General features: G+C 70.8%; 25 protein-coding genes. 10 read left to right on the top strand and 15 right to left on the bottom strand.

Annotation, left to right across the window (positions count from 1 at the left end):
- Nucleotides 1-130 precede the first annotated feature (130 nt).
- Nucleotides 131-466 (top strand): helix-turn-helix transcriptional regulator, encoded by a 336-nt coding sequence (locus JAV51_RS19350; protein WP_197322165.1) that lies wholly within the window; start codon nt 131-133, stop codon nt 464-466.
- The gene (locus tag JAV51_RS19355) at nt 466-2,160 is read left to right on the top strand and encodes a SulP family inorganic anion transporter (protein WP_197322166.1); all 1,695 of its coding nucleotides are present in this window, start codon (nt 466-468) and stop codon (nt 2,158-2,160) included. The genes JAV51_RS19350 and JAV51_RS19355 overlap by 1 nt, the downstream gene beginning before the upstream one ends.
- Before the next feature lie 4 nt (nt 2,161-2,164).
- Here JAV51_RS19355 and JAV51_RS19360 read toward each other — a convergent pair whose 3' ends face one another.
- A complete protein-coding gene (locus JAV51_RS19360) occupies nt 2,165-3,550 on the bottom strand; it encodes a GntP family permease (protein WP_197322167.1) in 1,386 nt (461 codons plus the stop codon).
- Nucleotides 3,551-3,838: 288 nt separating this feature from the next.
- Here JAV51_RS19360 and JAV51_RS19365 point away from each other — a divergent pair, with 288 nt between their 5' ends.
- Genes JAV51_RS19365 through JAV51_RS19375 form a run of 3 tightly spaced genes read left to right on the top strand, consistent with a single transcriptional unit; the run spans nt 3,839 to nt 6,580 of the window.
- The gene (locus JAV51_RS19365) at nt 3,839-5,050 is read left to right on the top strand and encodes a CaiB/BaiF CoA-transferase family protein (protein ID WP_197322168.1); all 1,212 of its coding nucleotides are present in this window, start codon (nt 3,839-3,841) and stop codon (nt 5,048-5,050) included.
- 1 nt (nt 5,051) lies between these two features.
- Nucleotides 5,052-5,951 carry a hydroxymethylglutaryl-CoA lyase gene (locus JAV51_RS19370; protein WP_197322169.1) on the top strand — a complete coding sequence of 300 codons (900 nt, stop codon included), beginning with the start codon at nt 5,052-5,054 and terminating at the stop codon, nt 5,949-5,951.
- Nucleotides 5,951-6,580 (top strand): IclR family transcriptional regulator, encoded by a 630-nt coding sequence (locus JAV51_RS19375; RefSeq protein WP_197322170.1) that lies wholly within the window; start codon nt 5,951-5,953, stop codon nt 6,578-6,580. The genes JAV51_RS19370 and JAV51_RS19375 overlap by 1 nt, the downstream gene beginning before the upstream one ends.
- 33 nt (nt 6,581-6,613) lie before the next feature.
- Here JAV51_RS19375 and amaP read toward each other — a convergent pair whose 3' ends face one another.
- From amaP to JAV51_RS19405, 6 genes are read right to left on the bottom strand one after another with little or no spacing between them, the layout of a single operon-like run.
- Nucleotides 6,614-7,186, bottom strand: coding sequence for an alkaline shock response membrane anchor protein AmaP (gene amaP, locus JAV51_RS19380; RefSeq protein WP_197322171.1), 573 nt, complete (start codon nt 7,184-7,186; stop codon nt 6,614-6,616).
- Nucleotides 7,186-7,728, bottom strand: a complete 543-nt coding sequence (locus JAV51_RS19385; RefSeq protein WP_197322172.1) for a DUF6286 domain-containing protein — start codon at nt 7,726-7,728, stop codon at nt 7,186-7,188. Before JAV51_RS19385 ends, amaP begins: the two co-directional genes overlap by 1 nt.
- A complete protein-coding gene (locus JAV51_RS19390) occupies nt 7,725-8,159 on the bottom strand; it encodes an Asp23/Gls24 family envelope stress response protein (protein ID WP_197322173.1) in 435 nt (144 codons plus the stop codon). Before JAV51_RS19390 ends, JAV51_RS19385 begins: the two co-directional genes overlap by 4 nt.
- On the bottom strand, nt 8,156-8,338 hold the full coding sequence (locus tag JAV51_RS19395) for a DUF2273 domain-containing protein (protein WP_197322174.1): 183 nt from the start codon (nt 8,336-8,338) through the stop codon (nt 8,156-8,158). The genes JAV51_RS19390 and JAV51_RS19395 overlap by 4 nt, the downstream gene beginning before the upstream one ends.
- A gap of 10 nt (nt 8,339-8,348) precedes the next feature.
- On the bottom strand, nt 8,349-8,696 hold the full coding sequence (locus JAV51_RS19400; protein WP_197322175.1) for an Asp23/Gls24 family envelope stress response protein: 348 nt from the start codon (nt 8,694-8,696) through the stop codon (nt 8,349-8,351).
- A complete protein-coding gene (locus tag JAV51_RS19405; protein ID WP_197322176.1) occupies nt 8,693-9,139 on the bottom strand; it encodes an Asp23/Gls24 family envelope stress response protein in 447 nt (148 codons plus the stop codon). The genes JAV51_RS19400 and JAV51_RS19405 overlap by 4 nt, the downstream gene beginning before the upstream one ends.
- Nucleotides 9,140-9,437: 298 nt before the next feature.
- Here JAV51_RS19405 and JAV51_RS19410 point away from each other — a divergent pair, with 298 nt between their 5' ends.
- Together JAV51_RS19410 and JAV51_RS19415 are read left to right on the top strand one after the other, a co-directional pair.
- Entirely contained in the window at nt 9,438-10,268 is an 831-nt protein-coding gene (locus tag JAV51_RS19410) for an aldo/keto reductase (protein WP_197322177.1), read from the top strand.
- Between the two features lie 270 nt (nt 10,269-10,538).
- On the top strand, nt 10,539-11,675 hold the full coding sequence (locus tag JAV51_RS19415) for a S1 family peptidase (RefSeq protein ID WP_197322178.1): 1,137 nt from the start codon (nt 10,539-10,541) through the stop codon (nt 11,673-11,675).
- Nucleotides 11,676-11,774: 99 nt separating this feature from the next.
- Here the strand turns inward: JAV51_RS19415 and JAV51_RS19420 are convergent, their stop codons facing one another.
- From JAV51_RS19420 to JAV51_RS19440, 5 genes are all read right to left on the bottom strand, one after another.
- A complete protein-coding gene (locus tag JAV51_RS19420) occupies nt 11,775-12,299 on the bottom strand; it encodes a hypothetical protein (protein WP_197322179.1) in 525 nt (174 codons plus the stop codon).
- Between the two features lie 35 nt (nt 12,300-12,334).
- Complete coding sequence (locus tag JAV51_RS20505) at nt 12,335-13,939, bottom strand: alpha/beta hydrolase (RefSeq protein ID WP_197322180.1); 1,605 nt, start codon at nt 13,937-13,939, stop codon at nt 12,335-12,337.
- Between the two features lie 6 nt (nt 13,940-13,945).
- Nucleotides 13,946-14,254: a hypothetical protein gene (locus JAV51_RS19430; RefSeq protein WP_197322181.1), complete on the bottom strand. Its 309-nt coding sequence runs from the start codon at nt 14,252-14,254 to the stop codon at nt 13,946-13,948.
- 264 nt (nt 14,255-14,518) lie between these two features.
- Nucleotides 14,519-15,550 (bottom strand): ferric reductase-like transmembrane domain-containing protein, encoded by a 1,032-nt coding sequence (locus JAV51_RS19435; RefSeq protein ID WP_307845940.1) that lies wholly within the window; start codon nt 15,548-15,550, stop codon nt 14,519-14,521.
- Between the two features lie 109 nt (nt 15,551-15,659).
- A complete protein-coding gene (locus JAV51_RS19440; RefSeq protein WP_197322182.1) occupies nt 15,660-16,115 on the bottom strand; it encodes a hypothetical protein in 456 nt (151 codons plus the stop codon).
- A gap of 255 nt (nt 16,116-16,370) precedes the next feature.
- On the opposite strand from JAV51_RS19440, the gene JAV51_RS19445 reads away from it, so the two are divergent.
- Nucleotides 16,371-17,162, top strand: a complete 792-nt coding sequence (locus JAV51_RS19445) for an alpha/beta fold hydrolase (protein WP_197322183.1) — start codon at nt 16,371-16,373, stop codon at nt 17,160-17,162.
- Nucleotides 17,163-17,183: 21 nt separating this feature from the next.
- On the opposite strand, the gene JAV51_RS19450 is transcribed toward JAV51_RS19445, so the two are convergent.
- Nucleotides 17,184-18,842, bottom strand: a complete 1,659-nt coding sequence (locus tag JAV51_RS19450; protein WP_197322197.1) for an MDR family MFS transporter — start codon at nt 18,840-18,842, stop codon at nt 17,184-17,186.
- Nucleotides 18,843-19,029: 187 nt separating this feature from the next.
- Here JAV51_RS19450 and JAV51_RS19455 point away from each other — a divergent pair, with 187 nt between their 5' ends.
- Entirely contained in the window at nt 19,030-19,869 is an 840-nt protein-coding gene (locus tag JAV51_RS19455) for an arylamine N-acetyltransferase (protein WP_197322184.1), read from the top strand.
- A gap of 43 nt (nt 19,870-19,912) precedes the next feature.
- A complete protein-coding gene (locus JAV51_RS19460; protein WP_307845941.1) occupies nt 19,913-20,161 on the top strand; it encodes an NUDIX domain-containing protein in 249 nt (82 codons plus the stop codon).
- Nucleotides 20,162-20,181: 20 nt separating this feature from the next.
- Here JAV51_RS19460 and JAV51_RS19465 read toward each other — a convergent pair whose 3' ends face one another.
- Complete coding sequence (locus tag JAV51_RS19465; RefSeq protein ID WP_307845942.1) at nt 20,182-22,920, bottom strand: amidohydrolase family protein; 2,739 nt, start codon at nt 22,918-22,920, stop codon at nt 20,182-20,184.
- Nucleotides 22,917-23,133: hypothetical protein (locus JAV51_RS19470; protein ID WP_197322185.1), on the bottom strand; the 217-nt coding region annotated here is incomplete at its 5' end. The genes JAV51_RS19465 and JAV51_RS19470, both read right to left, overlap by 4 nt.

The raw sequence follows: 23,133 nt of genomic DNA on the forward strand, positions 1-23,133 counted from the left end.
GGGTGCCGCCAAGGCTGTGACCAGCGTGAATGCGCGCAGTTTCACCGAGTGAGCAGAAGCACAATTGCATAATTCTGCAATTACGCAGAGGATGGTGCGGTCTTGATCGTCTTTCTTCCCGGGGAGTGTCGTGCCCGTCCCGCTGTATCAGGCGAAGGCCGAGTTCTTCCGCATGCTGGGCCATCCGGTCCGTATCCGCGTGCTCGAACTGCTTCAGGAAGGACCCCGGTCCGTGCGGGACCTGCGCGGCGAGATCGACGTCGAAGCGCCGAGCCTCTCGCAGCAGCTCGCCGTCCTGCGCCGCTCCGGCATCGTCACCGCCACCCGTGACGGGTCCACGGTCGTCTACGCCCTCGCCGGCGGCGACGTCGCCGACCTCATGCGAGCCGCGCGGCGCATCCTCACCGAGATGCTGACCGGCCAGAACGAACTGCTCGACGAACTCCGCGCGGCGGAAGATCAGTGATGAGTGCGATCACCCAGCGACTGCGTTCCCTCTTGCCCGGCCGCGACGACCTCCGTGCCGTCCGCCGCAATCCCCGCCGTGACCTCCTCGCCGGACTGACCGTCGCGATCGTCGCCCTGCCGCTCGCCCTCGGGTTCGGGGTCTCCTCCGGGCTCGGCGCCGAGGCCGGGCTGGCGACCGCCGTCGTCGCGGGCGCGTTGGCCGCCGTGTTCGGCGGGTCGAACGTGCAGGTGTCGGGGCCGACCGGGGCGATGACCGTGGTGCTCGTCCCGATCGCCGCCGCGCACGGCGTGAACGGCGTGCTGACCGTCGGATTGATCGCCGGTCTGCTGCTGCTCGGACTCGCCGTCGCCCGTGCGGGCCGGTTCATGAGCTACATCCCCGCCTCGGTGGTGGAGGGCTTCACCCTCGGCATCGCGTGCGTCATCGGCCTGCAACAGATCCCCAACGCTTTCGGCGTCGAGGTCGACGGCGAACACGTCCTCGGCCTGACCTGGGAGGCGATCCGCGCGTTCGTCCAGGACCCGAACTGGGCGGCGGTGGCGGTGGCCGTGGGTGTCGCGGTCGTGATGCTCGTGGGAGCCCGGTGGCGGCCCCGCGCGCCGATCTCCATTCTCGCGATCATCGCGGCGACGATCGTCGTGGAACTCGCCGGCCTGCCGGTGACTCCGATCGGTGATCTCCCGGCCGGGCTGCCCGCGCCGTCGTTGGGCTTCGTCGACCTCGCGGCCCTGCCCGCGCTGCTGCCGTCCGCGATCGCCGTGGCGGCGCTGGCCGCGCTGGAGTCGCTGCTGTCGGCGTCGGTGGCCGACGGCATGACGGTCGGGCAGAAGCACGATCCCGACCGCGAGCTGTTCGGCCAGGGGCTGGCGAACCTCGCCGCCCCGCTGTTCGGCGGCGTGCCCGCCACGGGCGCGATCGCCCGGACCGCCGTCAACGTGCGGGCGGGGGCGGGCTCCCGTCTCGCGTCGCTGACCCACGCCGCCGTGCTCGCCGTCATCGTCTACGCCGCCGCGCCCCTGGTGTCGGCGATCCCGCTCGCCGCGCTCGCGGGCGTGCTGCTGGCCACGGCGGTCAGGATGGTCGAGGTCGGCAGCGTCAAGGCGATGACGAGGGCCACCCGCTCCGACGCCGTCGTTTTGATCTCGACCGCCGTGGCCACGGTGGTGCTGGACCTCATCTACGCGGTCGTGCTCGGCATGGTGCTCGCGGGCACGCTCGCGCTGCGCTCGATCGCGCGGCAGGCGCGGCTCGACCAGGTCGACCTCGCCGGAGACCTGCCCGGCGCCACGACCGACGAGGAACACGCGCTGCTGGCCGAACACATCGTCGCCTACCGCATCGACGGGCCGTTGTTCTTCGCCGCAGCCCACCGCTTCCTGCTGGAGCTGCCCGACGTGACGGACATGTCGGCGCTGATCCTGCGCATGTCCCGCGTCACCACCATCGACGCCAGCGGTGCGCTCGTGCTCAAGGACGCCATCGAGAAACTCGAACACCGCGGTGTCGTCGTCTACGTCTCCGGCGTCCGCGACGGCCACCACAAGCCGTTGGAAGCGCTGGGTGTGATCACCCGGCTCGCCGCGGAGGGGCGCGTGTTCGCGACGACTCCCGAGGCCATCGCCGCGGCACGCGCCCACCTCCACGACAACGGGACCTTCCCGGTGGCCTCGCCGTCGCACGAGCACACCTGACCGGCTAGAACACCAGGGCCATGAGCTGGATCGGGATCATGGCGATCACCGATGCGCACGACACCGTCAGGGTCACCGACTTCAACGCGCCCCGGGTGGTCTGTGGCAGCAAGGTCTGCAACAGCCAGAACGTGTTGCTGGTGGCGTGGATGACGAACAGCGAACCCGCTCCGGCGGCCAGGGCCACGAAGACCGGGTCGATGCCCAGCAGCGGCATGACCGGACCGAGCACGCCCGCGGCGGTGATCGACGCGAGCACCACGGAGCCGATGGCGATGTGCAGGACGGCCGCCACCAGCCACACCAGCAGCAGCGGCAGGAAGGTGCTGGTGGAGAAGTAGCCCTTGAGCAACTCGCCGAGGCCGACGTCCTTGACGGTCTGCGCGAGCGAGCCGCCCACACCGGTCAGGATCAGAATCTGTCCGCTCTCCTGGAAGCCGCGCTTGACGGCTCCGGCCGAACGCTCGGCGGGCAGGGTGCGGCGGGCCACCACGAACGCGCCGATCAGGCCGATGAGCAGGGCCACCACGGGGTTGCCGAGCAGGTCGACCACCGGGGAAGAGAAGCCGACCATCTCGGCGATGGCGCCGAAGGCGATGAGCAGCAGCGCCAGTGCCAGCGGAGCCATCGACAGCCACAGCGGCGGGAACGTCCGCTCGCGCTCGGCGGCAGCCTCGGAAATCTCCTTGGCGGCGGTGTCCTCGGTGTCCTTGGTGTCGTCGTCCATGGCGGCGACGGGCGTCTCGTCGGTCTCGTCGAGCGCGGGCTTCCACAGGCCCCGCTTGGCGAGCGCGGTGAACAGCGCCAACGTCGTCACGATGGTGAACAGGGCGGTGACGGTGCCGAAGACGAACATCGTGCCGAACGACAGGTTCATCACCCCGGCCAGCGCGACCGCGCCGACACCGGGCAGCACGAACACGAGCCCGACCTCGATGCCCAACGCCATCGCCGCACACATGCGAGCCACGCCGTAGGGGCCGATCTGGCGGGACAGGCGGCTCGCCAGCGGAGCCGTGATCACCAGCAGGACGTCGGCGAAGATCGATTGCAGAACCGTGCCGATGGTGCCGCTGAACGTGTAGGGCAGCGCGCGGGGACCGAAGGTCCGGACCAGCACCGCCACGAGTTTCTCGATCGCGCCGAGAGACGTCATCAGCGAGCCCAGCAGCACGCCGAAGGCGATGAGAAGACCGACCTCGGCCATGAGGTCGCCGAAACCGGTGGTGATCGACGTGAGGGTCCGTTCGGGGCCGAGGCCGGAGACCAGACCCAGGTAGAGGGCGCCCAGAACGAGGGCGATGGCGGGCGTGACCTTGGCTTTCAGGATGAGCACGACCACACCGACGATGGTGATCGCGGTGTTGGCGAAGACGACGATGTCTGACATACGGGGGTCCGCTTCCGTCGGGTCGGCACGAGGCCGACGCCAGTTGTGCGTCGGAGTGCGGAGACTGTGGACCACGCGGACGGGTCGATGCACCCGCGCGGCGACGAAGACGGATCGGCGAAGTGTAACGCGCTGGAAACCGAAATCAAGGGGCTTGTTTTGCGCGTAACCTCGCGGCTATGTTGCTCCCTTGCCAGATAGGGCAAGACGTTTGCCAAATACTGGCAAATTGCGGGACTGGCGAAGACGGACATCGCACAGACCTGCGAGAGCTGGAGAGACACATTGATGACACGCAACGACAACGGCCCGTTGACCGGCGTCAAGGTGGTGGAACTCGGGAACTTCATCGCGGCCCCGACCGCAGGCCGGATCCTCGCCGACTTCGGCGCCGACGTCGTGAAGGTGGAACGCCCCAGGACCGGCGACGAGCTGCGCACCTGGCGGCTGCACGGCGGTGACGTGTCACTGCTGTTTCGCACCATCGCCCGCAACAAGCGCTCCGTGACGCTGGACCTGCGCTCGGAACGAGGCCAGGACGTCGCCCGACGCCTCATCGCCAACGCGGACATCGTGCTGGAGAACTTCCGCCCCGGAACCCTGGAGCGGTGGAACCTCGGCCCCGAGGACATCAACCGCGTCAACCCCGACGCCGTGCTGGTCCGCATCTCCGGATTCGGGCAGACCGGCCCCTACCGGGACCGACCCGGCTTCGGCGGAGTGGCCGAGGCCATCGGCGGTCTGCGCCATCTGACCGGCTACCCGGGCATGCCGCCCGTGCGAACCGGGGTCAGCCTCGCCGACTCCGTCGCCGGCCTCTACGCCGTGATCGGTGCCCTGCTCGGGTTGTTGCGGCGACGCGCGGGCCGCGGCGGCGACACCGTCGACGTCGCCCTGTACGAGGCGGTGTACTCGCTGATGGAGTCGTCGGTGCCCGACTACGACGCGTTCGGCGTCACCCGCCAGGCCACCGGTGCCACGATCCCCGGCGTGGTGCCCTCGAACACCTACCTCTGCGCCGACGACCGCTACGTGGTGATCGGCGGCAACAACAACGCCATCTTCGACCGGCTCATGCGGCTCGTGGGCCGCGACGACCTCGCCGACGACCCCGAGCTGGCGGACAACGTCGGCCGCGTCCGCCGTGCCGAGGAGATCGACGGCGCGATCAACGCCTGGACCCGACAGCGGCCCAGCGCCGACGTGCTCGCCGCGCTGGAGGGTGCCTCGGTTCCCAGCGGACCCATCTACGACATTCCGGCCATCGTCGCCGACGACCACTTCGCGGCGCGCGGCATGCACGAACGACACGCTGTCCGCATCGAGGGCGACGAGACGCGCGAGGTCGTCTTCCCCGGCGTGGTGCCGAAGCTGTCGGAGAGCCCGGGCCGCACCCGGTGGCTGGGGCCGGAACTCGGCGAGCACACCGACGAGGTGCTGGCCGAACTGGGCTACACCACCGCCGAGACCGACGCCCTGCGCGCCGAAGGAGTGATCTGACATGGTGCTCGTCACCGAGGTGTCCCTACGCGACGGGCTGCAGATCGAGCCGGTCGTGGTGCCCACCGAGGACAAGATCCGCTTCGCCACGCTCCTGATGGACGCGGGTTTCACGAGCCTGGAGGTCGGCTCGTTCGTCAACCCCGCCAAGGTGGCGACGATGGCCGACACCGAGGACGTGGTCGCCGGACTCGCCGACCGACCGGCCACCTGCCACACGCTGGTGCTCAACGAACGCGGCGCGCACCGTGCCGTCGCGGCGGGCGCCCGGCACGCCCGGCTGGTGCTCTCGGCCAGCGAGGGGCACAGCGTAGCGAACTCGGGCGCCGGCACCGACGAGGTGATGCAGCGACTCACCCGCGCCGCCGAGGTGCTGCGGGAGGGCGGGGTCCGCATGGAGGGCTGCGTCGCCACCGCGTTCGTGTGCCCGTTCGACGGCGACACCCCGGTCGACCGGGTGGTGCGCGCGGCCCGCTACTACGCCGACCTCGGCGTCGAGGTGCTGCACCTGGCCGACACCATCGGCGCGGCCTCGCCCGGCGACGTCACCCGCGCCGTCACCGCCGTGCGGGACGTGTTCCCGATCGAGCAGGTCGGGCTGCACCTGCACAACACCTACGGCATGGCGTCGGCCAACGCCTGGGCCGCCTACGGTCTCGGGGTCCGTCGCTTCGACGCCGCACTCGGTGGGCTCGGCGGCTGCCCGTTCGCGCCCGGCGCCACCGGCAACATCGCGGCGGACGACCTGATCCATCTGTTCCACCGGGAGGGCATCGACACCGGCATCGATTCCGACGCCCTCGGCCCGCTGCGGGAGGAACTGGCCCGGCTGGTCGGGCACGAGCTGCCGTCGGCACTGGCCAAGGTCCCCGCCACACCGGCCGCCGTGCGGAGGCGCTGATGTCGGAGTTCTTCACCACCGGGGTCGGTGTGCTGGATCGGTCGGTGGCGATCCTCGACTGCGTGGAGAGCCGACCGATGGGCACGAGCGAGATCGCGCGGGCGCTGGGGCTCACCGTGTCCACCGCACACCGGCTGGTGACGGCGCTGGCCGCGCACGGGTTGCTGCGGCGTGACGGTGACGGCCGGTTCCACCTGGGGCCCCGCTTCGCGACTTCGGCATTGGCCGAGGTGGCCCGCCCGGTGCTGGCCGAGCTGTGCGCCGAGTCGGGGGAATGCGTGCAGCTGTGGGTGCGCCGCGCCGAACACCGCCTGTGCGTCGTGAGCATCGAGTGTGGTGAAGAGCTGCGGGCGAGCCAGCCCGAGGGAAGTCTGCTGCCGCTGCCGCACGGCTCGTCCGCGCAGGTGTTGCTGGGTGAGATCGACCCGGCCGGACCCGGTTGGGTGGAGACGCTCCAGGGGCGGGCTCCCGGTGTGGGCTCGGTGAGCGCGCCGGTGCGCCTGCACGGCGACATCGTGGGCGCGGTGTGTCTGTCCGCGCCGATCCAACGACTCGACCCCAGCCCCGGGGCGCGCTACGGGGAGCAGGTGGTGGCCGCGGCCGCCCGCATCGAGTCCGCACTGACCTAGCAACCACGAGCGCGGGTGGGCGCCGGGCCGACGTCAGTCGACCCGGCTCGCCTGCGCCGTGGTGACGGTGAGATCGAGTCGGATCGGCAGGTCCGGATTGTCCAGGGCGGTTCGCGCGTGGGCGAGTGCTTCGCGCTCGATCCGCTGCCGCAGTGCCGGGAGGTCGACGCCGTCCTCCACCGTGGCGGTGACCACGAGTTCGACGTCGTCGGCGTCGCCGATCACCCGGGCACCGGAGGAGGACACCCCTCGATAGCTGTCGATCTCCTCGGTGAGGGCCCGGACCACGGCGGCGGGCGCGAGGGTCGTGCGTCCCGGTCCGCCCGCTGCCACGGGCAGGTCGCCGGTGCGGTCGGTGGAGAACAGGATCACGAGCAGCCACCACACGCACAGCAGCACCAGCACCAGCGCCACCCCGGCCGCCACCGGCCAGAACCAGTCACCGTTGCGGCCCACGTAGTCGGCGACCACGTTGTCGGTCAGCGACCGTCGTCGGATGCCGCTGCCGAGGAGTCCGAACGACGCGGCGCCGCCGAGGCCACCGGCGGCGACGAGGAGCAGCGCGAGGACGACGAGGACGGTCCGGTTGGTTCGGTCGGCGTGCATCAGGTACTCCGAACCCGAACCCGAACCGACGGCGTCGACCGGAGGTGAAGGCGGTGGAGACTGCTCCGGGCGGCCTCCACCGCGGACTCCTTGAGCCGTCGCACCGCGGCCTTGTCGTCGATCCGCGTGGTCGCGGCCACCTTCACCCTCCGACGTTTCACCTTCACTCGTGCCGTGTGCACGCCGTCGACCTCGGCCACCGCCGCGCGCACGGCCGCCGTCACCCCACGACGCGTGTAGGCGGTGTCGACAGGCCGAGCGTCGGTGTCCGGGTCGTGGGCCGCCCGCAGCCGCCGGAGTCGGGGGCGCTTCACCTCGGCCGCCAACAGGACCAGACCGACGACCAACAGCGCCACGCACACGATGCGGACCACGACGTCCTGCCACGACGTGCTCTCGGCCCACCGCTGAGCGGCCCGCCAGTCCCAGATCGCGGGGCCCCGGCCGACCAGCTCGGCGATCACCTCCACGATCACCAGGACGCCTCCGGCGACGAGCGCGAGACACAGCAGTGTGGCCAGCAGCCGGTTGAACACCCTCATGCGCTGCCTCCGTCCACTCGTCGCGGGCGGTCACCCCTGGTCAGGTCGGTCACTTCGATGTCGATGTCGGTGACCACCAGTCCGGTCAACGCGGAGATCCGGTCACCGACGTGCCGCCGCACGGCCGCGCAGACACGGGGGATCGGCGCGGGCCACCGAACACTGATCACCAGCGACAGCCGCGCGGTGGAGCCGTCGACCCGGGCGACCGTCTTCGGCTTCGCCGTGAGGCTGGTACGTCGCACCCCCGGTGTCTTCCGGCCCCCGAGCATGCGACCGAACCCGGAGGCGGCCGACCCGGCGTCCGCGACCTCCGCCGCCGCGTGCGCCGCGAGCTTGGCGACGACATCCTCGCCGATGTCGATGCGACCGAACTCCGTGAGCCCCGGCCGGGCCGGTTCCGCCGCCACGGTCGTAATGTCCTCGCTCATCGGCTCTGGCGGCGGTCCGACACGAACCGGGAGACGTCGACGTCGCCGTCGAGTACCTTGCCGATCACGTACCCGATCAGGGTCACGAACAGCACGAGCAACAGATGCCCGAACCCGCCGAAAGCCCAGGCGAGACCGAGCGCCAGCCCGACCAGCGTTCCCAGGTATGCGCGGGGCATGGTCATCACCTCACGACTCGCAATCGAGGTCGGCGCGCCCGACCGGCGCGTCGACCAGATCGGCGACGATCACATCCACCCGCCGGCCCGCCGCGTAGGGCGCGACCGCTGCCTGGATGCGTCTGCCGAGTTCCGGCACGGGAACACCCCACTGCGCGACGACCTGCACGGTCACGCGATCCGGTTCCACCCGGACCCCGGGCACCGTGCGTCCGGGCAGGTAGGACACGGTCGGCGCCTGGGCCGGTGTGGACGTACCGCTCTCCAGACCGGCGACTCCGTCGCAGGCACGGACAGCGGCGGCGACAGCGTCGACGTCGACACCGTCCACGAGGGCGACAACGGCGAAAGCGGTCATTGGACCCTCTGCTGCGTTTCCTGTCCTCCCTCGTCCGGCAGGTACACGTCGTCGACGTTGATGTTGACCTCGGTGACCTCCAGACCGGTCATCCGTTCGACGGCCTGCTTGACGTTGCGCTGGATGCTCCTGCCCAGCTCCGCGACCGAGATGCCGTACTCGACCACGATGTCCAGGTCGACCGCCGCCTGGGTCTCACCGACCTCGACGCCGACTCCCTGGGAGAAGCTGGGCCCGGAGCTGCCGGGAATGCGTTCCCGGATCGCACCGACCGCGCGCCCGCCGGACGTGCCCATGGCGTGCACCCCGCTGATCTCACGGCAGGCGACACCGGCGATCTTCGAGACGACGCTCTGGGAGACGCTGATCCGGCCGTCGTCAGTGGACAGCGGGTCGCGCGACTGCTTCGTCGATCGACTCGGGTTCTGCTCGGGTTGGGACATGCGGCACCTCACGCAGCTCGTTGACCGTACCGAGGCCGACGGCTCCCGGCACGAGCGGTTTCTGCCCGCATACCCGGCCTCCGCGCCCGAACACCCGAGGCGCCGAAGCGATGCCCGGACGGGTGGTGCTCGGCCGGTGGCCACGGAGCGTCGAGGTCGCCCGTCGGTGCGTGCGGTGTGAGACACATCGAGGAATGCGGCGCCCGTCGAGCCGGTTCATCATGACCGCAGTGGGGTGTCCGTCCGAGGCGACGCACCCCCGGTCCGAGATCGCGATCGGCGAAGGAAACACCACTTCATGACACAGGTTCCGAACATCAACCTGAACAACGGCACGGCGATGCCGCAGCTCGGCTACGGCGTCTTCCAGGTGCCGCCCGACCAGGTCGTCGAACCGGTGGCCCAGGCGCTGCGCGAGGGATACCGCAGCATCGACACCGCCGCCGTGTACGGCAACGAGGAAGGTGTCGGCAGGGCCATCGCGGAGTCCGGTGTGCCGCGGGAGGAGCTGTTCGTCACCACCAAGCTCTGGAACGACCGGCAGGGCTACGACAGCACGCTCACGGCGTTCGACGAGAGCCTCGCCCGACTCGGCCTCGACTACGTGGACCTGTACCTCATCCACTGGCCGGTGCCCTCCCAGGACCGTTACGTCGACACCTGGAAGGCCATGCAGCGGCTGTACGAGGAGGGTCGCGCCAAGGCCATCGGCGTGTCCAACTTCCAGATCGCTCACCTGCAGCGGCTGCTCGACGAGACCGACGTCGTGCCCGCCGTGAACCAGGTCGAGCTGCACCCGCAGTTCTCGCAGGGCGAGCTGCGGGCCTTCCACGCCGAGCACGGCATCGCCACCGAGGCGTGGGCTCCGCTGGGGCAGGGCAAGGGACTGCTCGACGACCCGACGTTGGCCACGCTCGCGGAGAAGCACGGCAGGACCCCGGCGCAGATCGTGCTGCGCTGGCACCTCCAGCTCGGCAACGTCACGATCCCGAAATCGGTCACGCCGTCTCGAATTGCGCAGAACATCGACGTGTTCGATTTCGAACTGTCGCAGTCCGACATGGACGCCGTGAATGCGTTGAACACCGGAGAGCGTATCGGGCCGAACCCCGACGAATTCGGCGCCTGATTCCGCCGGAAACTCTTCGAGGTCCCGCCCACTGCCCTGGCGCAGTGGGCGGGACTTTTTCTTGCCCACCTGACGACGGGGTCCAGTCGAGTTCCAGGATTTGGAATCGATTACCGCCGAACGAGTGGCCGTCAGACTTTCGTCGTAGTCCGAACGGATCAGAACCGTTCATTCGTCGCGAACCATTGGGCGGCTGTGCAGGCCTGGGGAGCGCGCCATACTCCAGCAGTCGTCGAAAACGACGCAATCCTCGCCCCCAGGAGGAAAGTGATGAATCGCAAAAGCGCGGCACGCATTCTCGCGTCCGTGACGATGGCCGCGGGAACCGCCGTGGCCTTCACCCTGCCTGCGACTGCTGCCCCTGCTGAGGTTTCGGTGGTGCCCACCACCGAGGCCGACCCGGTGGTCCAGGCCATGCAGCGCGACCTCGGCCTCACCAAGGCCCAGGCCGAGCAGCGCCTGCAGGACGAGGCCGAGGCGCGCAAGGTCCACGAGACCGTCACCGCGCAGCTCGGTGAGGAGTTCGCCGGCGCCTACTACGACGCCGAGCGCGCCACGCTCGTCGTCGGCGTGACCGACGCGGCCGAGTTCTCGGCGGTGAAGGCCGCGGGCGCGACGCCGAAGCTGGTCGAGCACACCGTGGCGGAGCTGGAGTCCGCGGCGGCGAAGCTCGACGCGAAGGAGAGTCGTGCTCCAGAGTCCGTCACCGGCTGGTACGTCGACGTCGAGGCCAACTCGATCGTCGTGACGACCGCCCCGGGCACCGCGAAGCAGGCGGAGCGCTTCGTGGCCAAGGCCGGTGTGGACGCCGACGCCGTCGACGTCGTGGAGTCGAAGGAGACCCCGCAGACGTTCATGGACGTCGTGGGTGGCAACGCCTACTACATCGGTAGCGGCGCGCGCTGCTCGGTCGGCTTCGCCGTGACCGGTGGCTTCGTGACCGCGGGCCACTGCGGCACCACCGGCAGCAGCACCACGTCGCCGTCGGGCCGCTTCGCCGGCTCGTCGTTCCCGGGCAACGACTACGCCTACGTGCAGGTGAACTCGGGCAACACCCTGCGCCCGTGGGTCAACATGTACAACGGCAGCGCCCGCGTCGTGTCCGGTTCCTCCGTGGCTCCGGTCGGCTCGTCGGTCTGCCGCTCGGGTTCGACCACCGGTTGGCACTGCGGCACCATCGAGGCCATGAACCAGACCGTCCGGTACGCGGAGGGCAGCGTGTCCGGTCTGACCCGCACGAACGTCTGCGCCGAGCCGGGTGACTCGGGCGGTTCGTTCATCTCGGGCAACCAGGCTCAGGGCATGACCTCCGGTGGTTCGGGCAACTGCACCTACGGTGGCACGACCTACTTCCAGCCGGTCAACGAGGCTCTCAGCGCCTACGGCGTCAGCCTGATCACCGGCTGACATCGATCACTGGTTGATCGGGAACTCCCTGCTGGGGTGGTGGCGGTTCGATCCGCCACCACCCCGTTCTCGTTCCAGGGGTTCGTCAGCAAGCGAAGGTCACTGCTGGGCGTGGTCGGGTGGGGTGCCGTCGGGCCACACACACGGCGACGACGCCCCCAACGACAGGTCACCTTCGACGCTCTGCTTGACCGACATGCGGAACGCGTCCTCGTTGTGTTCCACGGACACGAATCGGTCGGCGGCGTCACGCTTGTCCGTCAGGACCCGGTAGTCGTTGGCCGTCCAGTACTCGTAGAGCGCGTCGACGAACTCGGCGTTGCGTTCCTCGGGCAGGTCGTCGAGCCAGTAGGACCGGCTCACCTCGTAGCGGCCCCGGGGGCCGCCGTCGGTGGGGTCGAGGCATTCGGCCGAGTCGGCGCGCAACAGGGTCAGTACGGGCTTCACCGGCAGCGCCTCCACGGCACCACGGATGTGTTCCTCCGCGCGCTGGGCTGCTTCGTCCTCGGTCATCGTGCGCATGTCGCTCCCTGGTGCTGTCGCGTCCGTGTCGGACGAGGTCGTGCCGCCACCGCAGGCGGTGACGAGCAGCAGGCAGGCGAGGGCCGCCGCCTTCCGGATCACCTGTCATCCTTCCCGCCGCGCCCGGCGTGGTCGTCTCAGTCGGGGGTGCCCCCGACGACGATCGTGGCCATGTTGCGCAGCGATGCCGAGTCCTGGTTCCAGTACTCCGAGTGTGCTTGCGTGGAGTATCCCCCGGTGTACCACTCGCCGTCGGTTCCCGGGTCGGAGGTGAACACCTCGGCCCCGAAGTCGTCCCCGACGGGTTGAGGGCCGTGGATGAACGGCGGGGTGGCGCGGATGACGTCGTTCTCGGCGGTGCTGGCGTAGATGTGGGCGTCGTCGGGCAGGTCGAGTTCGGAGGCGTGGTCCACGCCCACGCCCGGGCTGCCGATGAACACGACGTTGTCGACGTCGAGTCGTTCGCCCTGCGCCGAGTGGCCCACGACGGTGGAGCCGTAGCTGTGCCCGATGACGGTGTTGTGCGAGCCCTCGCCGGTGTGGGTGGCACGGAGTCCTTCCTGGAAATCGCGCAGGTCGTCGGCGGCGTCGCGGGCGTAGTTCTCCTTGGCGGCCTCGGGCAGGCTCTGCGGGGCGTCGTAGCCGACCCAGGTGATGGCGACGGTGTCGCTGCGGCGGGCCTGCCGGTTGGCCTCGTCGAGGATCAGTTGGCTGCGGTCCAGCTCGCCGCCGATTCCGGAGAGGTTGGACCCGGTGCCGGGTACCGACGTCACGACGTTGTCGGCGGTGTCGGGGTTGCCGAGCGCGACGATGCCGCGGCCGTTGCCCTCGGTGGAGAAGTCCAGCAGGTACGCCCGTGGCCGGGTGTCGCTGGGCTCGGCTTCGAGGCGGGCGTCGATGGCGTCGAGTCCGCGCAACGTCTTGTTGAGGCGGTCGAGTTCGTCGTCCTGTTCGTCGGTGCGCTCGTCGCCGAGTGCGTCGAGCGCGTCCCGTCGGGTGGTGAGTTCGGCGTGTTCCTCGGCGAAGCGGATGCGGTTGGCGCGGTCGCGGTCCTCGGCGGGGATGCCGTCGAGCCCACCGATCACGTCACCGTGGGTGTAGATCGCGGACTCCTGCTCCATCGGGGTCAGGCTGTCCCACCAGTCCTTGACCTGTTGGGGCGAGGCGTCGGGAGCGGGCAGGTCACCGGGGCGCACGACGTTGCCTTCGCCGATCGCCTGCAGCTCCAGGCCCGCGTCCGAGGGCATGAGGTCGGCGAGTGCCTTGGTGGCGACCTCGTCCGCCTCGGTCACGGCGGTGAGCGCGGAGCGCACGGTGTCGGTCAGCTCCTCGGCCACCTGACGGTCGCGGCGTTTCTCCTCGTCGCTGCGGAAGTCGAACCAGCCGCCGTCGGCGGTGACCACACCGGTCTCGGTGTCGAGGGACAGCACCCGGGAGGCGTCGACGGTGGCCACCACACCCTCGACGGTGTCCTGCGCGCTGGTGACCGCGTCGGACAGGGCGCGCAGGGCGGGCGGGATGCGTTCGAGGTACTCGGCGGCGGTGTCGTAGGCGGAGCGGACGTCGGCGAAGTGGGCGCGGGCGGCGTCGGCGGCGTCGCCGTGCCAGCCGTCGAGGTTCGCCACCGCCCTGCCGATGTCGCCGGAGGTGGCGGTGAGTTCCTCCGACAGGCGGGCCCACTGGTCGGCGGCGTCGTCGAACGCCGACGGCTCGGCGTCACGGAGTTCACGGAAGGAGACCACGGCACGTCACTCCACGGAGCTCAACGCGGGCAGGGTGTCGAGCACCGCCTGTTCCATCTCGCGGTAGTCGTGGGCGCCGTCCTCCAGCAGCCCGCCCGCCATCGCGGTGCGCTTGCAGAGGTCGTCGATCTGGTACTCCCACGCGGTGGCGAGCGCGCGTGCCTTCGCGGCCGCGGCGAATCCCTTGTTGGCGCCCTCGTGTGCGGCGACGCGCCCGATCAGCTCGGCCTTCGCCTCGCGCGCGGCGTCCGCGATGTCCACGAGCTGGTCACCGGTCGAGACGAGGGTGTCCGGGTCGACACCGTAGCCGTCCATGTCCCACCTCTGATCGTGTGATCGTTGGCGGGGATGCTAGCGACGCCGGGCAGTCGGTGGCGACGGTTCGGCGAGATGAGCGCTCGCAGATGCGAAGACTTTCGCGCAGGTCAGGGGTGTGGTGTCGACGACCTCGGGTCCGCTTTCGACCGAATTCGGGCTGGTGCGGGCGGTCCCGGTGGGCGTCGCGCGGGGCCGGTGGCGCGGCTTTTCGCCGATCCGACGCCGGGCGGAGTGCTTTCGAGAATCGAAACCGACGTGGTGTCAGGTGCGCGAGGGAGTTCGCCGCCGCGCGTGGTGGGCGCGCCTCGCGAGCATCACCGACACGACGAGCACCACAGCGAACACCGCCAGGCCGGTCCAGACCATGCCCTGGGTCACGGTGAGCCCGGCACCGTCCACGCCACGCGTCCGACCACCGTCCCGGCCGCTGACCACCACGGCGACCACGCTCGCGATCACCGCGGCGGCCGCGGCCACGGCGGCGACGCGCCGCACGAGGGCGAGGGGACGTCCCCGCAACGCGCCGACTCGTTCGCTGGGCCGGGCGGGGGCGAGCAGCCGCACCAACAACAGCGCCGCCGGGGGTAGCTGCGCCAACCACAACGTGGTTCGCGGCCACCCGTCGAACCACACGTTGGTGCCGTAGAGCAGGGTGTGCCACACGCTGAGCACGTAGACCACCAGCACGAACCGGTGCAACGCCCGCCACGCGCGAGTGCCCAGCCGGGCCCGGACGTAGTAGGCCAGGCCCAGTGGGATCGCGAGGTAGAGGGCGAGCAGTCCGATCAGGACGGCGACACGGCCGGTGCCCGAGGCGTAGCCGCCGGGTACGAAGGTGTCGACGAACGCGCTCCACACCCGTCCCACCCAGCTCAGCCTGTTCTCGTTGTCCCGCACCAGTTCGGCGAAGAACAGCGCGGCGTGCAGGAACATCAGCGCGACGGTGGTCAGGCTCGTCGTCCGGTGCAGGCGTTCCAGCCGCGCGGGCGAGCCGGGCAGCCAGCGGGGCGGGCGGCCCGACCGCAGCAGGCCGAGCATGGTCGTCAGCCACGCCCACAGCAGTGCCGACCAGCCGAATGCCTGACATAGCCAGTACATGGCGAAAGTGTCGGCGTCGGCGAGGAACGGCATGATCTCGACCGTCGGCGACGTGCCGTCCTCCACTCGCGCGTACAGCCACACGAAGATCACCGCGGTCACCACGAGGGCCGCTGTCGCGTCGGGAACGGCTGCCCGCAGGTCGGCGCGGAGGGCGGCGGTGTCCACGGTGTCCCGAGTTCGTCGACCGTTCACCAGCCGGCACCCCCGTCCGGGTCTCGGCCGCGCACGGCCGGTGATCGTGTTGTCACGTTCCTTTCTGCCTGGTGGCGGGCGTGGAAGGCAAGGGAGCCGGTTCAGCAGGTCACGGTCGCGGGCCGGTGTCGAGGTCCCGTCGGCGCGCATCGGCTGTGTCGGCGGGTGGCCGGACTCCGCGGGCGCGCTGCACCAGCAGGGCCAGTCCACCCGCGGCCGCGCCCCACGCGCCGTTGACCAGCAGCATCGGCACGATGGCGAACGGCTTGGCCAGTGGGCCTTGGAGTTCGCCGGTGAGCATCGGGGAGAGGGCGGCGCTGAGCACGGTCGCGAACACTGCGTAGGCCAGTCCGGTGCAGACCAGGGTGAGCACGGGCCGGGCGATGTCACGCAACCCGACCACGCCGACCCAGACCACCGTGATCACGACCGTGAGGATGACGGGCAGCCCCGCGGGCCGGTCGGCCCCGGTCTGATCGAACACGGTGTTGGTCACCGGCCGCGCCAGGGCGAGGGCACCGAGGCCCAGCACGAGTGGCCAACGCAGATCCTTGAGAGCGGCCATGTCGCCGACGTTAGAGCGACGCGGCGACGCTGCCATCCGTCTGCGGTCTCGACCGATGTCGCTCGTGGCAGGACCACGCCGTACGTCGACAGGCGACACCGGCCGCACGCGGATCACCGTGTGCGCAGGTCAACGGCCGTGTGCCGCGGGTCTCGCCCGACCGTGCGAGTGTCGGCGCCGGGTGCGGGACGTGGGTAGTCTGGCCGGGCTGCCGAGCAGCCCGATCGATCGTTCGCGCGAGGGAGGACCACGTCCATGCCGTGCTTCCGGGCCACCGACGGTGTCGAGATCTCCTACCGGTGCTGGGAGCAGGAGTCGGCCCTACCGCTGGTGTTGCTGCACCACGGCTTCGTCGCCAGTGGGCGCACGAACTGGGAGGCGCCGGGGATCGTCCGCAAGCTCGTCGAGGCGGGCCGCCGGGTGGCGACGATCGACGCGCGCGGGCACGGGGCGTCGGGCAAACCGCACGATCCCGCCGCGTACGGGGAGGCGCGGATGGCCGAGGACGTCAGCACGCTGCTGGACGTGCTCGACGAGCCCGCCGTGGACCTGGTGGGCTACTCGATGGGTGCGGTGGTGGCGGTGCTCACCGCGGTCCGGGATCACCGGGTGCGACGCCTGGTCGTCGGCGGTGTGGGCGCGAGCGTGGTGGAACTCGGGGGAGTCGACACGCGGGTGCTGCCCGCCGACGCGTTGCTGCGGGTGTTGCGGGCCGACGACCCGGCGGAGGTGGCCGACTCCCCGGCCGCGTCCTTCCGCGCGTTCGCCGACGCCATCGGCGGGGACCGGTTGGCTCTGGCGGCGCAGGCCGCCGCCACGCACACGGGTCCGATCGCGTTCGACGAGATCACCGCCCGCACCCTCGTGTTGGTGGGCCGCGACGACGCGCTGGCCACGCGCCCGGAGGTGCTGGCCGAGGCCGTGCCGGGCGCGGTGGTGCGCAGGGTGCCGGGCGATCACACGACCACGTTGCGGGAACCGGAGTTCGCCGAGGCGTTGATCGACTTCGTCAACGGCGCGGACACGCCGTTGGGCGCGGCGTCCTGAGGCGCCGCACCCGACGGCAGGTCAGTCGCGGGGCGTGGGCACGCGGTCGGTGACGGCGCGTTTCCCGACGGGCCTGCGGGGGCGGTGGTCGGTGCGGGGACGCGCGTGCAGGGTGCGCGCCGTGGTGCCGCGGGTCGTGCGCACCGGACCGTGGGCGCCGGGGTGGCGCGGCGTCCCCGATTCCTCGTCGAGGTCGAGGGTGTCCCGCAGTGGGGTCTCGCGGATGAAGAACACGGACGCGGCAGTGATCACCGTGACCGCGGCCGAGATGAGGAACAACGTGCCGGTGGCGTCGCCGTAGGCGGCGCGCACGATCTCCTGCACGGGCTCGGGCAGCGCACCCACGTCGAGGGTGCCGTTGGTGGTGAAGCCGCCGTCGGTGCGGATGCCGCGCGCGGCCAGTGACTCGGCCACGAGGTCGGACACGCGGGAGCCCAGCACCGCGCCGAGGGCGGAGACGCCGGTCGCGCCGCCGAGCGTGCGGAAGAAGGTCACGGTGGCGGTGGCGGCACCGACGTTGCGCATGCCGACGGTGTTCTGCGCGGCGAGCACGAGGTTCTGCATGATCGAGCCCACGCCGATGCCCATGAGCGCGAGGAAGACGCCCATCCACCACAGGTTGGTGTCGTGGTCGACCTGCGAGAGCAGACCGAGCCCGAGGAGCAGGACGAGCGAGCCGACCATGAGGAACGGTTTGGTGCGGCCGACCCGGGACACGGCGCGTCCGACGAGGGTGGACGAGCCGACCATGCCGAGCACCATGGGCAGGGTGAGCAGCCCGGCGATGCTCGGGGAGAAGCCGCGCGCGGTCTGGAAGTACTGCACGAGGAAGACGGTGCCGCCGAACATGGCGGTGCCCACGGCGAGGGAGCCGACGACGGCGAGGGTGAAGGTGCGGTCGCGGAACAGGTGCAGCGGCACGACCGGTTCCCGTACCTTGCTCTCGACCAGGATCGCGGCGGCGGCGAGGGCGACGGCGCCGCCGACCAGCGCGGCCGTGTGCGGGCTCCACCAGGCGAAGTCCTTGCCCGCGAGGGTCACCCAGACCAGCAGGACCGTGACGCTGCCGACGATGAGGGTGGCGCCGAGCCAGTCGATGGAGACGTCGCGTTTGACGACGGGCAGCTTGAGGGTGCGGCCCAGCAGGATGAAGGCGACGACGGCGATGGGCACGCACACCCAGAACGACCAGCGCCAGCCGAGCGGGGAGTCGACGACGAGCCCACCCACCAGCGGTCCGGAGACGGTGGCGACCGCGAAGGTGGCGCCGATGTATCCGGCGTAGCGGCCTCGGTCACGCGGCGCGATCATCGCGGCGATGACGGCCTGGATGAGGGCCTGCAGACCGCCCATGCCGATGCCCTGCACGGCGCGGAAGGCGATGAGTTGCGGCATCGACTGGGCGAAGCCGCCGAGCACGCAGCCGACCGTGAAGATCACGATCGCCGTCTGGTACAGCACCTTCTTGCTGAACAGGTCGGACAGCTTGCCCCACAGCGGGGTGGTGGCGGTGGAGGTCAGCAGCATCGCCGTGACCACCCATGTGTAGTGGCCCTGGGTGCCGTGCAGGTCGGCGAGGATGGTGGGCAGGGCGCTGGAGACGATGGTGGACGACAGCATCGCGACCAGCAGCGCCGAGAGCAGACCGGTGAAGGCCTTGAGGATCTGCCGGTGCGGCATGGAGGTGGTGACGGGGCTGGGGGTCGTCGGACTGGGCGGCGCGGACGTGGTGGCTCCTTCGGGCTGGTGTCGATCGTTGGACACAGGTAATTACCCAGGCTAACGAAAAAAGTTGTGTGCAGCAACTATGCGGTTGGTGGCGCGACGGTGTTGACCTCCACCCCGATGGAGGTGCGACGGTGGACGGGTGACGAGCACCTTCGAGACGGCGGTCCCCGCGCTGGACTGGCACGTCGACACCCTCGACCTCGACGCCTACCTCCGCCGCATCGGCGTCCCCACCGCGGGCGTCTCGGCCCGTGACCTCGCCGTGCTGCACGAGGCGCACGTGCGGTCCATCCCGTTCGAGAACGTGGACGTGATTCTCGGCCGCACGCCCAGCCTGGAGCTGCCCGACCTCACCGCCAAACTCGTGCACGGCGACCGCGGCGGCTACTGCTTCGAACACGGACTGCTCTTCGCCGCCGCGCTGCAACGCCTCGGCTACGACGTCACACGCTGCATGGCCCGCGTCGGTTTCGACCGACCGTCGGCGCCGGAGTCCCACCTGCTGCTCCTCGTGCGCGTGGACGACGAACGCTTCCTCGCCGACGTCGGCTTCGGCTCCGGACTCCTGACACCGCTGCCGCTGCGCGACGGCGCCGACACCGACCACGGCGGCTGGCCGCTGCGCCTGCGCCGTGACGGGCGGTACTGGCTGCTGGAGTCACCCGCCGACGACGGCTGGCGCGTCGAGCACGGCTTCGACGAGACCTTGAAACGCCCCGTCGACTACGTGGTCGCCAACCACTACGTGTCCACCCACCCGAACTCGCCGTTCACCCGACGATTGATCGTGCAACGCCGCGACCACGGCGTGACCCGCCGACTCTTCGGCCGCCACTACCTGGTCCAGTACGCCGACGGGCGGGCCACCGAGACCTCGGTGGTCACCCCGGACACGCTCGACGAGGTGCTGCGCTCCCTGGACATCGTCGTGGCCGACGCCGACCTGCCCCGGCTGCGCGAGGTCTACGCGGGCGAGTAGCGCGCCGCCGCGTTTCGTCGGACCGTGATGGTCCACTGGGCCGATGAGCCACGAGACGCACACGGTCGACACGAGCACCGACACGACACGACGCGGTTTCCGGCTGGCGGCCTACGCGGTGTGCGTGAAGAACGGGAGGGTGCTGCTCGCTCGCCACGCCTCGGGCACCTGGAGTCTTCCGGGCGGTGGCGTCGAGCACGCGGAGGACCCGTTCCACGCGGTGATCCGGGAGGTGGCCGAGGAGACCGGCCATGTCGACCCTGTCCCCATCGGTGGTCTGATCGAACATTGACGAGCGTCTCGGCCGCCGCCTCACCGGTGGCCGAGACGCTCGTACGCGCCGCAGGAGTGGTCGTGGGCTGCTGCGACCACCTCAGGGGCGTGCCACCAGTACCGCGAACCGACGTCGGGGTCCGCCCACACCGACACCTCCGTGGCCGGGCCCGGCACCCCGTCGTGGATCAGGGTGTCGGCGGCCTCGCCGTCGACGTACGGGCGGAGCAACTCGTCGCGGGTGTAAAGGTGGCCGCCCACCATCGTGGCCTCGACGTTCATCGCCGCCGCGACGTCCCGCAGCGGATCGCCTCGCACGACGATCAGATCGGCGACCTTGCCCGGCTCCAACGTGCCCACGTCGTCGGCGACACCGAGGTTCTCGGCCGCGTTGACGGTCGCGGTCCGCAACGCGTCGTACGGGCTCCACCCGTGCCCGACGAGTTCCCGCAGGTTGGCGTGCAGGCCCACACCCACGTACGCGAGCGGGGCGTCCGTTCCCGCCACGACCCGACCACCAGCGTCGGCGACCGCCCGCAACGCACGCACCTCACGGCAGTCGGCGCTCACACAGTCCGGGTCGGACGGCGTGGTGGTGTTGTCGGCGGTCTCGGCCAGCAGCTTCTCCCGCGTCCACGGCGGATACAACACCAACCTCGGGTCGGTCGCGATCTCCTCCGCCCCGAGGAACTCCGTGGTGAACAACGTCGCCGTCACCGAACGCCCGGCCCGACCGTAGAGGGCAGCGACGTCGGAGTACGACGTGGCGGTGGCCGTGAGGGTGCGCGCGTACCCGAGCCGCTGGGTGGCCGCCAGGTGCGTGGTGCCGTCCTGCCCCAGGTGCGTGCCCGGGGACAGGTAGTGCGACGCCGAGGGCACACCCAGCTCGTGCGCGGCGTCGACGACGGCGCGCATCCGGTCGGCGGGCAACCGCACGTACGTCTTGATCAGGTCGTAGTCGAGCGCCTTCGCCCGCGACAGTTCCCGCTCCACCTGCTCGTCGCTGCGGGTGGGGCGCATGAAGTTGTAGTAGACACGCGAGCCGTCGATCGGCTCCCCGGTCGCGTAGAAACGGGGACCGACGCGCGCCCCGGAGTCCAGCGACTCGCGGTCCTCCCGCGCCCGGTACACCTGGTCGCCCACCGACAGGGTGGAGGTGATGCCGTAGGCGAGGCTGACGCGGCCCTGCCGGTCGCCGTAGAAACGCGACTCGTACTCCTGATGCACGTGCGAGTCCATGAGCCCGGGCATCACGGTGGCGTCGGAGGCGTCGACGAACCGGCCACCCTGGTGGGTGCTCTGCCGGTGCGGGGTGACCGAGGCGATGCGGTTGCCTCGCACGACGACGTCGACGTCGTGGCGAAGCGTCCGGCTCCGGCCGTCCCAGAACGCGCCGGCGTGGATGACGGTGCGCCCCGTGGCGACGTCGGGGCGGTAGTGCAGCGGCACCTCCACGGTGCGGGCACGGCCCGTCGCGACGTCCGCCAACCGCAGCTTCCCGTTCGACAGATAGAGCAGTCGACGCCCGTCGCCGCTCCAGGACGGCGCGTCGGCGACCTCGCCGTTGACCTCCCGGGCGGGACCGGTCGGGGTGCCGTCGGGCGCGACCGGCAGTACACGCAGCGTGGAGTCGACCACCAATGCCATCGACCGCCCGTCGGGCGACCACACCGGACCGTCGTCCCCACGGGTGGACAGCGAGGCGTGTTCCTCACCCGGTGCGTGGTAAGTCTGCTCACCGGTGGCGACGTCCACGGTGAGGATCTGGCTCGTGCCTTCCCGGAACCGCGCCGAGTACGGCTTGACCGCGGCGAACGCCACCGTCCGCCCGTCGGCCGACCAGCTCGGACGGCCGGGCCCGAACAATGGGGGCACGAGCTGCCGCACCGCGCCCGTGCCCAGGTCGAGGACGTAGGTGGCGCCCTCGTGGTCCTGGAACGCCAGCCGGGTCCCGTCCGGGGAGAACGCGGGGGAGACCTCCGCACCAGGAAGCGCGGTCACGCGGCGTTCCCGCCCGGTGGAGACCTCACGCACGTACAGGTCCGGGGTGCCCGCGCGGTCGGTGGCGTAGGCGAGGTATCGGCCGTCGGGGGAGAACACCGGGTCGATCTCGACGAACCGGTCGTCGGTGAGTCGGCGCGGGCGGCCGTCCAGCGGCATGAGCCACACATCGCCCAGCGCGACGAACGCGACCTGTGTGCCGTCCGGGGACAACGTCGGGGTGAGGATGCCCCGCATGGCGTGCCGGTCGTGGTCGTCGAAGTCGTGTTCCTTGCGCCGGTAGTCGACCTCGGGCAGGGAGAACGTGGCCTCGAACGGCACGTCCCGCGTGGCCCCCGTGGTGAGGTTCCGGGTGCGCAGGGCACCGTCGGCGGTGTAGAGCAGGCGGTCGGTGTCGAGCCATTCGGCGGGGAAGAGGAACACGTCCTCGCCGTCGGTGACCGCCCGGCCGTCGATCATGAGGTCGGCGCGGGTGTCCGCGTGGCGCACGTAGGCGAGCCGTTCACCGTCCGGTGACCACGACGGCGCGTGCAGCTCGGTCACCCCGTCCTCGGGTGCGGGCACCAGGGTGCGGGTGGTGCCGTCGGCGGCGAACCGGCGGACCGAGCCAGTCGCCGACGCGACACGACCCTGCGCTGCGCCACGGGCCTCGCCACCCTCCCGACGAAGAAACGTCCGAGAAGCTCCACCGTGGTACACGACCGGGCCGAGCGGTATCGGCGAACCGGGCGACGCGGCACCCGACACGATCACCCGCCGTCGCAGGGGAGTCGTCACCGTGCGCCGACAGGGTGGTCCACACCATCCGCGGCCACCGAGCCGACTCCACCGGACATCGCGGCGACCCGGGCCGCGATCCGCTCGACGTCGCCCCGTTCCCCGGCCCGCAACGGCGCCCCGACACTCGCGCGCAGCCGTGCCCCCACCGCGAGCAACCGCCGCGCCCGCCGAGCGTTGCCGGACAACGCCTCCGCCCCGGCCAACCCCTCC

The organism is Saccharomonospora sp. NB11 (genome assembly GCF_015910535.1).
Taxonomy (GTDB): domain Bacteria; phylum Actinomycetota; class Actinomycetes; order Mycobacteriales; family Pseudonocardiaceae; genus Saccharomonospora.